Source organism: Parafrankia colletiae, from assembly GCF_001854655.1.
Taxonomy (GTDB): Bacteria; Actinomycetota; Actinomycetes; order Frankiales; family Frankiaceae; genus Parafrankia; species Parafrankia colletiae.
In genome coordinates, this window is sequence record NZ_MBLM01000015.1 from 1 (window position 1) to 12137 (window position 12137).

At 65.4% G+C, this 12137-nt stretch carries 9 protein-coding genes and 2 pseudogenes; 10 read left to right on the forward strand and 1 reads right to left on the reverse strand.

The window, feature by feature from the left end; genetic code table 11:
• The 10 genes and pseudogenes from CC117_RS03975 to CC117_RS04020 form a co-directional block, all read left to right on the forward strand.
• Nucleotides 1-2438: condensation domain-containing protein (locus CC117_RS03975; RefSeq protein WP_157905342.1), on the forward strand; the 2438-nt coding region annotated here is incomplete at its 5' end.
• Entirely contained in the window at nucleotides 2422-2676 is a 255-nt protein-coding gene (locus tag CC117_RS03980) for a phosphopantetheine-binding protein (RefSeq protein ID WP_071082414.1), read from the forward strand. The genes CC117_RS03975 and CC117_RS03980, both read left to right, overlap by 17 nt.
• A 72-nt stretch (nucleotides 2677-2748) precedes the next feature.
• Entirely contained in the window at nucleotides 2749-3591 is an 843-nt protein-coding gene (locus tag CC117_RS03985) for an alpha/beta fold hydrolase (protein WP_071082415.1), read from the forward strand.
• A 379-nt stretch (nucleotides 3592-3970) separates the two neighbouring features.
• Nucleotides 3971-5425 carry a lysine N(6)-hydroxylase/L-ornithine N(5)-oxygenase family protein gene (locus CC117_RS03990; RefSeq protein WP_241829821.1) on the forward strand — a complete coding sequence of 485 codons (1455 nt, stop codon included), beginning with the start codon at nucleotides 3971-3973 and terminating at the stop codon, nucleotides 5423-5425.
• On the forward strand, nucleotides 5367-5618 hold the full coding sequence (locus CC117_RS03995) for an MbtH family protein (protein ID WP_020460620.1): 252 nt from the start codon (nucleotides 5367-5369) through the stop codon (nucleotides 5616-5618). The genes CC117_RS03990 and CC117_RS03995 overlap by 59 nt, the downstream gene beginning before the upstream one ends.
• Nucleotides 5619-5633: 15 nt before the next feature.
• A pseudogene (locus tag CC117_RS38620) lies at nucleotides 5634-6139 on the forward strand (IS66 family transposase); the annotation flags it as partial.
• 297 nt (nucleotides 6140-6436) lie between these two features.
• The gene (dapB, locus tag CC117_RS04005; protein WP_071082417.1) at nucleotides 6437-7183 is read left to right on the forward strand and encodes a 4-hydroxy-tetrahydrodipicolinate reductase; all 747 of its coding nucleotides are present in this window, start codon (nucleotides 6437-6439) and stop codon (nucleotides 7181-7183) included.
• Nucleotides 7184-7315: 132 nt separating this feature from the next.
• The gene (locus CC117_RS04010) at nucleotides 7316-8941 is read left to right on the forward strand and encodes a (2,3-dihydroxybenzoyl)adenylate synthase (protein WP_071082418.1); all 1626 of its coding nucleotides are present in this window, start codon (nucleotides 7316-7318) and stop codon (nucleotides 8939-8941) included.
• A 65-nt stretch (nucleotides 8942-9006) separates the two neighbouring features.
• Complete coding sequence (tcuA, locus tag CC117_RS04015) at nucleotides 9007-10455, forward strand: FAD-dependent tricarballylate dehydrogenase TcuA (RefSeq protein WP_071082419.1); 1449 nt, start codon at nucleotides 9007-9009, stop codon at nucleotides 10453-10455.
• 3 nt (nucleotides 10456-10458) lie between these two features.
• Nucleotides 10459-11685 (forward strand): FAD-dependent oxidoreductase, encoded by a 1227-nt coding sequence (locus CC117_RS04020; protein WP_071082420.1) that lies wholly within the window; start codon nucleotides 10459-10461, stop codon nucleotides 11683-11685.
• Between the two features lie 302 nt (nucleotides 11686-11987).
• Here the strand turns inward: CC117_RS04020 and CC117_RS40865 are convergent.
• Nucleotides 11988-12137: pseudogene (locus CC117_RS40865) on the reverse strand (IS701 family transposase); the annotation flags it as partial.

Here is a 12137-nt window from a genome sequence, read left to right on the forward strand (position 1 = left end):
CCGAGCGGCTGTGGCAGCAGCTGCGAGATGCCCCGGGCGTGGAGTCGTACAACCTGTACGGGCCGACCGAGTACACGATCAATGCGCTCGGCGCGGATCTCGCCGACAGCCCGAACCCGAGCGTGGGCACGCCGATCTTCAACACCCGGGCGTACATCCTGGATCAGAACCTGCAGTTTGCCCTGCCCGGTGTTCCAGGTGAGCTGTATCTCGCGGGCGTGGGCAATGCGCGCGGCTACTGGGAGCAGTCCGCCCTCGCCGCCGAGCGATTCGTGGCGTGCCCGTGGGAGCCGGGGGTGCGGATGTATCGCACGGGCGACCTGGCCCGGTGGAACGACGAGGGGCGCATCGATTACCTCGGTCGTGCCGACGAGCAGACCAAGATCCGCGGCTACCGGATCGAGCCCGGGGAGATTCGTGACGTGCTGGAGGCGCACCCGCAGGTCGTGCGTGCCGAGGTCATCGCGGCCGACCATCCCTCCGGCGGGAAGTTCCTCGCTGCCTACGTCACCACCGCCCGCATCGATACCAGCGACGACGCACTCCGCCGGTCACTCCGCGACCACGCCGCACAGCACCTCCCCGACTACATGATCCCCACGACGATCACCCGAATTGACTCCTTCGCAACGACGGTCAACGGAAAGCTCGACCGGAAGGCACTGCCCGTCCCCGATCTCGGGCAATCGACCRCCCACGGGCGTGCACCCGCGACTGACACGGAGCGGGATATCCTGGCCGCCGTCCGCGATCTTCTGGGTTTGAGTGACGGAGCGGGTTTGTCGGTTGAGGACGACTTCTTCCAGCTGGGCGGGGACAGCATTCTGTCGATCCAGTTGGTATCCCGAATGCGGCGTATGGGTGTCGTCATCTCGGCCGCGGACGTGTTCTCGACGCGGACGGTGGCCGGGCTGGCTCGTCTTTCTGATGCACGCCAGGCGGAGTTGGCAACGGAGCACACCGCCCCCCTGGAGGATCTGCGATCCTCCAGGTTGTGGCCGATCGCCAACAAGGAAGTGGATTTGCCCGGATTTTCGACGTTGGTGCAGGCGGCTACTTTCGTGGTGCCAGTCGGAATGACGCGCGACACATTGTTGCGCGTGCTGAACCGGGTCGCCGCGCATCATGCGGCTCTGGGCGGTCGCCTCGTGGCAGATGCCGACGGATCCTTCCGGTTCGAGGTTCCTGCCCGCTCTCCTGAAGTCGCGAAAGATCGGATGGTGATCGAAGCGCTGGGGCCCGCGTGGCCGGATCCGACGTGGCGCAGCGGCAATCGTGCACGTGTGGAGGAACTGGCGCGTTCTCTGCACCTCGATGCCGGCGTCTTGTGGCGGGCAGTCTGGTACACGGGTTCTGCCGATGCGACAAGCCGTCTACTGCTGGTGATGCATCACCTGGTCGTCGATGGGGTGTCATGGCGAGTTCTTGGGGATGATCTTCGGCAGGCGTGGGAGTTGGAGACCGGCCGCACTGCTGAGCCACTGCTGCCGGTAGGCACGAGCTTGCTGAACTGGGCTGAGATGCTCGCGGGCCGCGCCGCTGAGCAGGATGTGAGGGCGCAGACAGACTACTGGGCCGAGACCGTCACGGCGGATGATCCGTTGCTGGGTTCCCGTGGGCTGGACGCGGCGCTCGACACGCGCGCCACAGCGAAGATTCTCATGATCCAAGTGCCCGCGAGAGTCGCCGGCCCGGTGCTGAAGGAGGTGCCTGGTGCACTGGCGGCCGAGATCAACGATGTGCTGCTCGGCTCGTTGACGATCGCTGTCGGGGCATGGCGGGCGAGGCGAGGGATCGGTCATCGGCGTGTGCTGATCGGACTTGAGGGTCACGGGCGCGAAGAGACGTTTGTGCCCGGCAGCGATCTTTCCCGCACTGTGGGGTGGTTCACGACGTGGTTCCCAGTCGGACTGGACACCGTCGACATCGATCCCGTCACGGCCTTGACGGATCCGGGAGCTTCCGCGGATGTGGTGAGGCACGTGAATGAGCAACTGCGGGAGGTACCCGATCGCGGCATCGGCTACGGGGTGCTTCGAGAGCTCGCTCCTGACGGCGCGGGCCGTTTGGTCGACGGCGTGGTGCCACAGATCGGATTCAACTACCTCGGCCAGTTCGGCACCGGCAGCGCCGTGCCTGACAGCGCATGGGAGATGGCCCCCGAGGCTCCTGGGATCGTCGGTTCCGCGGACAGGACGATGCCTCTGACCGCCGTATTGGACATTTCTTTGGTGGCGGTACGGAGCACTGAGAACAATGGGTGGACGTTGAGGGGCAACATCGTATATGYGGCGGGGATCCTCAGCGAGGTGGAAGTGAGCGAACTGCGAGAGCTGTGGGTRCAGTCGCTTGAGACGTTGACGTCCTACACGACAGAGGCGGGCGTCTGGAACAGCGGTTTCGGTAACCCAGAGGAGGATCATGAAGATCAGCGATAACCGAGTGCTGGCCGACGTCGCCGATGTCCTGTATATCGAGGCGAACGAGGTGGATCAGAATGCCGACCTGCGCAGACAGGGCATGGACTCCGTCCGGCTCATGGAACTGGTCGAGCGGTGGCGCAGTGCCGGCGCGGAGGGCATCGACTTCATGACGCTCGCTGAGGACCAACGGGTGTCACGTTGGCTTGAGGTGTTGGCGGCGTCGACGAACGATGACGCCAGGTCGTCTGAGTGAATCTCGTCTACCACGGGCGGGTATGACGACCGGTTGCGCGATCTTMCTGCCCCTCCCCGACAAGGAGACGCAATGCCCACGATGCTCGTGAACGGAATCGCCCTGCGCTACGACGAGTATGGCGATGTTGCCGACCCTCTCGTCGTGTTGGTGATGGGAACGGGGGCGAAGGGGCAGGTGTGGACGCCGCACCAGGTGCCCGCCCTTGTCGAGGCGGGGTACCGGGTCGTCACCTACGACAACCGGGGCATCAGCCCGGTGCCCGGGCAGACTGCCACGTCGTGCCCCGACATCGTCGTCCCAGAGCTTGTTGACGATCTCGCCGCGCTCATCGAGCGTTTCGGCGCCCCGGCGCACGTGATCGGAACCTCGCTCGGAGCGCGGGTCGTGCAGGAGTTGCTCCTCGAGCGCCCCGACCTTGTGCGCCGGGCGGTCGCGATGGGTGGTCACGCACGCATCGACGACGTCGGACAGATGCTCACCCGGGGCGAGCAGGAGTTGTTCGACCAAAAGATCGTGCTGCCGAAGGCGTATAAGGCAGCGGTCGATGCTCTGCTGAACTTATCGCCCGCGACATTGCGAGATGAAACGAAAGCCAACGACTGGCTAGCCGTTATGGAGTACTCCGCGGTTCCGGCGTCGTCGGGTGAGCGTGGCCAACTCGGCGCTTCCGAACGGCTCGGAGATCGCGGCGCGGCGTACAGGGCGATCATCCGGCCGTTGCTGGTGATCGGTTTCGCCGACGACTTGATGATCCCGGCATACCTCGGACGCGAGCTTGCCGATATCGTCCCGACCGCCCGGTATGTTGAGGTGCCCGACACGGGACACTACGGTTATCTCGAGCAGCCCGAAGCGGTGAACCGGCTCGTCCTCGACTTTCTCGCCGAGCCCGAGGGGTCGGCCGTCGGCTGACGGCGATGAAACTTCTTCATCTCGGGATCCGGAACATCTCGACGAAGTGAGGAGGTGGGAACGGCGCGGGAACCCACGGATGGAGGAAGGCGCCGAATACGATGGTCATCCTGTTTCCTGGCCGGCTGCAGCTCATTAGTTCGGAACATCGAAGACGCTGAGACAATGCTTCCCCATCCTTGCGTGGCTATCTTGATAGGCCCAGAAGCTGCGGCGCTCACCTGCGCTGTCAACCCGCCGCCGTCCGCATACCTAATGCCAGTGGTAGGGCCCGCACGCGGTCAGAAAACACCCGGACAGACCGGATGTGATCAACAGACCCCGACCGTTCAAGATCTGTATTCTGCTACTGCCGAAGAAATGAGCGCTGGTGGTGTCTATGGAGAAGCACGGGCTACCCCGGGCGCCGGGTGCCAACACTGACCGCACGGTTGTCAACGTGCAGCCGCCGCGCGACCCCGATGCGGTTGACATCATCGGTATCGGCTTCGGGCCGGCCAACCTGAGCCTGGCAATCGCCATTGAAGAGCRCAACGGCGCCCGGCCTGCCGCCGACCGTGTGACCGCCCGCTTCATAGAGGCCCAGACGAGGTTCGAATGGCACGACGGCATGCTGCTGCCGGGCACGACCATGCAGGTCAGTTTCCTCAAGGACCTTGCGACCATGCGCTCGCCCACCAGCTCGTATAGCTTTCTGAACTACCTGCACGAGCGCGGGCGCCTGAGCGACTTCATCAACCTGAAGAGCTTCTTCCCCACCCGGCTCGAGTTCCGCGACTACCTGGCGTGGGCGGCCGCGCGTGTGGACGTGCCAGTCTCCTACGGGGCGAGGGCCACGCGCGTCGACCATGACGGTGCGGCCTTCACCGTCATGGTGTCGGGCGGCGGCGGATGCGAGGGGGTCCGGGCGCGGTCGGTCGTTGTCGCGACCGGGCTGCGCCCCTTGCTCCCGGACGGGATCGAGGCCGGCCCCCGGGTGTTCCACAACCACGGTCTGCTCGGCAGCCTCGACCGGAGCCTCGACCGGCTCCCCTCCACGCCGCACGCCCGGTTCCTCGTGGTGGGCGCTGGGCAGAGCGCCGCAGAGGTTGCCGCCTACCTGTATGACACCTACCCGGCGGCGGAGGTACACGCCTCCATCCGCAGCTTCGGCTATGTGCCCTTCGACAACACCCCGTATGCGAACCGTATCTTCGACCCCGCCTCCGTCGACGACTACTACACCGCCCCGCCCGACGTCAAACAGCACCTGCTGCGGCGGCACTGGTCGACGAACTACGCCGCTGTCGACGCCGAGCTCATCGACGACCTCTACCGACGGGAGTACGACGAGAAGCTGCGCGGCGCGCGGCGCCTGTTCGTGCACCGCGTCACCGAGGTCGAGAGCCTGCGCGAGGGCCCGGGGGGTGTCGTCGTCGCGCTGCGCGACCTCGGCGACCGTGCGCGTACGCCGCTCGAGGTCGACGCGGTGGTCTTTGCCACCGGTTTCCGCCCGTCAGACCCGCGCGGCCTGCTCGGCGACGGCATCGACCTCGAGGCCGCGCTCGACGGGGGAGCCGGTCGTGGCGCGCGACTACAGCCTGCGCGTGCCGGGGCTGGAGGGCCGCATCTTCCTCAGCGGGGGAGTCCAGCACAGCCACGGCCTCAGCTCGTCGCTGCTGTCGACCCTGGCCGTGCGCGCCGGCGAGATTCTCGAGGCCGCGGTCCCCACGCACAGATCCCACATGGCGGCGGGCAGCTGACGGCCCGTCCCACTGGCAGAAGGAGAACACACGATGGCCAAGAACCCGTTCGACGACGAGGATGGCACGTTCTACGCGCTCATCAACCATGAGGAGCAGTACTCGCTCTGGCCCACGTTCAAGCCGGTGCCCGGCGGCTGGACCATCGTCTACGGCGAGCCGGACGGCAGGCCCAGGCAGGAGGTGCTCGACTGGATCGACCAGACCTGGACCGATCTGCGACCCAAGTCGCTGCGCGACTTCATTGCCAGCCACGAAGTCGCGAGAGCTGCCACCGGCGAGTAACGCACGGCGGTGTCGCGCTCGGTCCACGGGGGTGACCCGGCCGGGCGGGTCTGGGCCGCGCGATGGCCACGACTCTGCTCGACGCGCACCACGCCGCGTGCGCGRCCCGCCGTGCCGGGCAGGCCACACTGGCTCCGGAGCTGCTCGGCGAGATCCGTACCGCTACCTCGGCGCGCTCGGACGGGGTGAGGCTGACAACCACGGCAGGCGCAGCCCGCTGGTCGCCGACGCGAGGACGCTGATCCGCCGGTTCCGCCGTTACGAGGACAGGATCCTGTGGTTCGCGACCGACCTGACGGTCCCCGTCTCGAACAATCTCTCGGAGCGTGACGTCTGACCGGTCCAAAGCGCAGCAGAGGGTGTCCGGTGGCTGCTGGCGTATGCCCCAGGGCCTGGCCGACTTCGCCGTCGTGCAGTCCTACCTGTCGACCGCCACGAAATGGCGCGTCGACACCTTCGACGCGCTTACCCGACTGTTCACCACCAGCGCCTGGCTCCCAYCCGCCGCCAATCCCGACTGACGATCCCGCGCCCCGCCCAGCCACCTGCGGGCCACAACCACCCACCCCGCCAGTGGCCATTCCAGCCTGCGCAAATACAGGGACCGAGCCTCTCACCTGAGCTGAACAGATCCGCCACCAGCGCAAACGCCGCCAATCAAACCCAACGTCCCCGACTGACCGACCGTCACTTCACTGGAGCCGCCACACAGCGATTCAATCAAGGCGGACCACCTCTGCCCGGCGACCGCTCCGCTCCCTAACAGATCACCGCAGATGGGCTTGTGTCGGTCGAATGACTTAGGTTAGGCTTCCCTTATGACTAAAGTTGCTGTGCTGGGAGCACACGGGCGCATGGGCCGGGCATCGGTTCGTGCAATCGAGGCCGCTTCCGACATGAACGTGGTCGCCGAGATCGATGTCGATGACGACCTGCGAGGGACCGTCGACATGAAGGCTGACGTCGTGCTCGTGTTCTCCCCACCGGGCGTGGCACACGAACAGGTCCAGTGGTGCATCGAGCAGGGGATTCACGTCGTGGTGGGAACATCCGGCTTCGATGAAGATGCTGTCCAGCAAATTCGTGCCGCACTCATCGAACGTGATGAAGTCAACGTTTTCGTCGTCCCGAACTTCTCGGTGGGCGCGGTGCTCTTGACCCAGTTCGCGGCGAAGGCCGCCCCGCTCTTCGAGTCTGTCGAGATCATCGAGATGCACCATCCCGACAAGGTGGACGCGCCATCGGGTACGGCACAGCACACGGCCGAACTGATCGCTCGCGCTCGTGCGGAAGCAGGTTCCGCTCCCTCGCCCGATGCCACCTCTCGCGACCCGAATGGAACGCGCGGTGGGCGGATCGAGGGAGTCAACGTCCACGCGGTGCGTGTACGCGGTTTCATGTCTTCACAAGAGGTGCTGTTCGGATCCGAAGGTGAGATCCTGAGGCTGCGTTATGACTCCGTCACACGCGATTCCCTCATGCCCGGAGTGCTCGCCGCGCTCCGCGCCGTCCAGGGTCTCCCCGGGGTGACGGTCGGCCTGGAAGCCGTGCTGAGTCTGGACTGAACACGATTCGACAACGGATGACAGTCTGAACCTCCTGCGCGAACTCGCTCTTCGATGACCGGATCGGCATCGGCAGTTCCACGCGGCGCCGACTCCGCCAGGACACGAGACGCTGACACCCGAGGAAGGTCGATGAGCATCCAACCGCTGACCCTTGACGGCGTCGTACCCTATCCGTCAAAGACCGTGGCTGAGTACCTCGCAAAGGGATACTGGCACGATCAGACGCTTCCGGAGTTGCTTTTTGCCACGGCGGAACTCTATCCCGACAAGCTCGCGGTCATCGACCGCGACACCCGGCTGAGCTATAGGCAACTCACGGATGAAGTCCTGCGCCTCGCGGCCGGTCTGCAGGATCTGGGACTGGGTCGTGGCGACCGAGTGGTCGTGCATCTGCCCAACACCTACGAGTACATCGCGTTCCTCTTCGCCCTGTGGGAGATCGGCGTGATTCCCGTGGTCGCGCCCATCGCGCACCGTCGCGCGGAGATCGAACACTTCATCGAGATTGCCGAGGCGCGTACCTACATCACCGTCGCATCGGACAGCGGGACCGATCTCGCTGCGTTGGCTGCCGACCTGAAGGGCCGTTGGGCCCATCTGGAGCACGCAGTGATCCTCGATCGCCGCGGCGGCGGCGCCGAGTACGACGCCCTGCTTTCGAAAGGATCGCTCGAGCACGTGCGGCGATGCAGCCCGCAGGACGTCGCGCTGCTGCAGATGTCGGGCGGTACGACGGGCGTTCCGAAGCTGATGCCGCATACTCATCACACGTACGGCTATGCACTGCGCAGAAGCGTCGGGGAAAGGGGCATTACCGAGCGGACGGTGCATCTGCTGGTCATGCCGATCTGTCACAGTATTTCGACGCGTTCGCCCGGCTTCCTCGGCGCGTTCAGTGTGGGCGCAACGATCGTGATCGCGCCGAACGGCAGCCCCGATGTGGCATTCCCGCTGATCGAGAAGCACCGCGCGAACCGCGTGACGTTGGTGCCCCCGATCCTGCTGGCCTGGCTGAACTCCTCGCTGCGCGACGCCTACGACCTCTCCAGCATGCAGGTGGTCATGTGCGGAGGCGCGAAGCTGAGCGAGGAGGTGGCGCGGCGGGTCGAGCCGGAGCTCAGCCTGGAGCTATCTCAAAGCTTCGGGATGGGCGAAGGCCTGGTCGTCAGCAACCCTCCGGACATCGATCGGGAGACCAGCGTGCGATACCAGGGCCGGCCGGCCTCGGAGGCCGACGAGATCCGGGTCATAGACGACGAGGGAAACGACGTGCCGCCCGGGGCGCCCGGTCACCTCCTGACGCGGGGGCCGTCGGTAATCCGCGGCTACTATCGCAACCCCGAGCAGAATGCCCTGGCGTTCACCAGCGATGGCTTCTACCGAACTGGTGACATAGTCGAGCGGGACGAGCGTGGGTTCATCAGGGTCGTGGGCCGGTCGAAGGACCAGATCAACCGTGGCGGCGAGAAGATCGCGCCCGAGGAGCTGGAGAACGCGTTCCTCGCTCACGGCGGCGTGCACAACGCCTCCGTGATCGGCGTCGACGACGAGGTGCTCGGCGAGCGCATCAAGGCGTACCTGATCCCCCGGTCGCCGGAGCACGTGGCCGATCTCACCTTGAGCAAGCTGCGTCAGTTCCTGCAGGAGCGGGGCCTCGCGACATTCAAGCTTCCTGATTTCGTGGAGGTGGTCGACGAGTTCCCGTACACCGCGGTCGGCAAGGTCAGCAAGCGACTTCAGCGCGAGCGGAAATAGGCACGCGTCGAGCGGCATCGCCCAACGTGAGTTGTTCTCGGGTCGGATACGGCAACGAGGTGGTTATGCACAACGTGGATGTTGTTGTGGTCGGTGGGGGTAACGCCGGATACTGCACGGCTCACGCGGCGGCCGAGCGCGGGCGACGCGTGATGCTGTTGGAGAAGGCGCCGCGGGCGCTGTCCGGGGGGAACAGCTACTACACGCTCGGTGCGACCCGGATGGTGCACGCCGGGCTCGGCGATCTGCTCGAGATCCTTGAGCCTGATGAGCGTCACGCGCGTACCGAAGTTCCGCCGTACTCGGAGGCAGAGTTCCTGGCCGACCTGGACCGGATCGCCGAGGGACGTGACGACAAGGAACTTGCCGCGGCTGTCGTCGAAGGCTCGCGCGACGCGGTCCGCTGGCTGCACGAACTGGGGCTGCGATTCCGGCTGATGTACGAGCGGCAGGCTCACGAGAACGCCGATGGAACCTTCGTGTTCTGGGGTGGAACGCACGTGTGCAACGTCGACGCGGGCCCTGGGCTGATATCAGACCATGAACGCGTCGCCTCGCGGCTCGGGGTCGAGATGCGCTACGGTTGCCCGGTCACGGGGCTGATGACCAACGGCGGCTCGGTCGTCGGTGTCCGCGCGGACGATCAGGAGTTTCTGGCGGAGTCGGTGGTGATCGCCAGCGGCGGTTTCGAGGCGAACGCGCAATGGCGGCAGCGCTACCTGGGAGACGGGTGGCAGCACGCGAAGGTGCGTGGCACGCCGTACAACACCGGTGACCTGATCGGCGCGGCCTTGGAGATCGGTGCAGATCGTGGAGGCGACTGGTCAACGTGTCATAGCGTGCCATGGGACGCGTCATATCCCGAGAACGAGAGCAACCGTATGTTGACGAACCGACTCAGCCGGTACGGCTATCCGCTCGGCATCGTTGTCAACGCCTGGGGTCGACGATTCCTCGACGAGGGTGCAGACTTTCGCAACTATACGTACGCGAAGCACGGCAAGGTGATCCTCGAACAGCCGGGTTCGGTGGCGTTTCAGATCTTCGACGCGAACTCGCGATCGATGCTCAACATGTACGAGTATGACATGCCCGGGATCAGCCCGGTCGTCGCCGACAGCGTCGAGGGGCTCGCCGCAGCAATAGACGTCGACGTCGACGCGTTCGTGCGGACGGTGCGCGATTTCAACTTGTCGATCGATACCAGCCGTCCGCTCGATCCAACGATCAAGGACGGTCGCAGCGCGTCGGTGGAACCGATCAAGAGTAATTGGGCGTCGGCGATAGAGACACCGCCCTATTACGCGTATCCGGTGACGTGTGGAATCAGTTTCACCTTTGGAGGACTTCGCGGTGACATCAACGGCCGGGTGCTCGATAGATCAGGTGCGCCCATCCCCGGGCTCTTCGCGTGCGGTGAAGCGCTCGGAGGCCTCTTCAGCGGGAACTATCCGACGGGCGCCGGCCTGACCGCGGGAATGGTGGTCGGGCGACGCACAGGATCGCTCGCCTGAGCCATGATCTCGTCGCAGAGCAGCACCCGGGTCGTCATCGTCGGCGCCGGCCCGGTCGGAATGGTGTGCGCACTGGCGCTGAACCGGCAGGGCATCCCGGTCACCGTGCTCGAGTCGGAGCCCGCGCCGGTGAAGGATCAGCGCGCCGCGACCATTCATCCGAGCACTCTGGAGATGCTCGACGAATTGGGCGTCACCGAGAAGATCACGCCGCACGGCCTGGTTTCGAGCACCTATCGCTTCCACGACCGGCCGACCGGTGAGTTGGTGGCGGAGTTCGATCTCGCCCGACTCGGAGACGAGATCCGGTTTCCCTATGTGCTGCAGTACGAGCAGTACAAACTGACCGCTTCTATCGCCGAGGAATACGCCAACGAATCCGACTTCGACATGCGGTTCTCCCATGCCCTCACCGGGCTCACCGTGGCCGCGAACGGCGTCGAGGTGGAGTACGCCGCCCCCGCGGGCACGGAGCGCATGACGGCGGCCTATGTCATCGGCTGCGACGGCGGCCGGTCAACGGTGCGCAAGCTCGCCGGCATCGAGTTCGAAGGGTTCACGTATCCGGAGCGGTTCATCAAGATCGCGACCAGGTTCGACTTCAAGACCGTGAGGTCAAATCTGTCGCTGCGCAACTACTTCTCCGACCCCTACGAGTGGGCCAACCTGTTCAAGGTGCGCGGGGAGACGCCCGAAGGACTCTGGCGGCTGATCCTGCCGATCGGCCAGGACGAGGACGACACCACCGCACTGTCGGCAGCGCGCGTCGAGCAGCGGCTGCAGAAGTTCTTCCCCAAGGCGGACCCCTACCACGTCGAGTACGCCAGGGTCTACAGGGTCAATCAACGCGTGGCCGGGACCTTCCATAAAGGCCGCGTCTTGCTGGCCGGAGACAGCGCGCACGTCAACAACCCGATCGGCGGCATGGGCATGAACGGCGGCATCCATGATGCCATCAACCTTGCGGAGAAGCTCCCCCGGGTGATCCGCGGTCGGGACGGCGACGATCTGCTCGACCTCTACAGCCGCCAGCGCCGTCACGCCGCGCTGAACTACGTACAGGCCCAGACGATCGCCAACAAGCGAATGCTGGAGGAACGCGACCCCGCCGTGCGCCGACAGAACCTCGACCAATTACGCTGCACGGCCGAGAACCTTGATAGTGCACGCGCCTATATGCGCCGCGCGGCCCTGTTCGACAGCCTGCACGACGCCGCCTCCATCACCTAGGCCCGGCGCTTGGCCCCCGATTTGGCGGTGGTTTGTTGGAACGGGGCGGGAGGTAGAGGTGCATGCCGTGACCTGCGCTGATGGCGGTGATCAGGGCGTGGAGCTCAGAGGGTGGGGGCATGGTGGACCAGGCTTTCCACCAGCGGTGGAATCCGATCCAGGGAGTCAGCCAGCCGCGGACCGCGCGTAGCGTCGTCGGCCAGGATGCCTGCGCGGATGATCGAGGCGTGTGAGCGCCTCCTCTCTCACCGGCCGGGCTGCGTGGTGGGCTCCTGCTGTGGGGGCGGTGGCCGGGTGAATCAGGTGTTCCAACAGAACGAGAACGCACAGAACACCCGGGTCTGGTGACGGCGGATCGCGAGGTCGGGACGGGCCTGGGAATCGGCCCACCCAGTTCGTCCTTGACCTGCTTGTAGCTCTGTTCGATCCAGTTCCCGATCCCGTAGATCCGG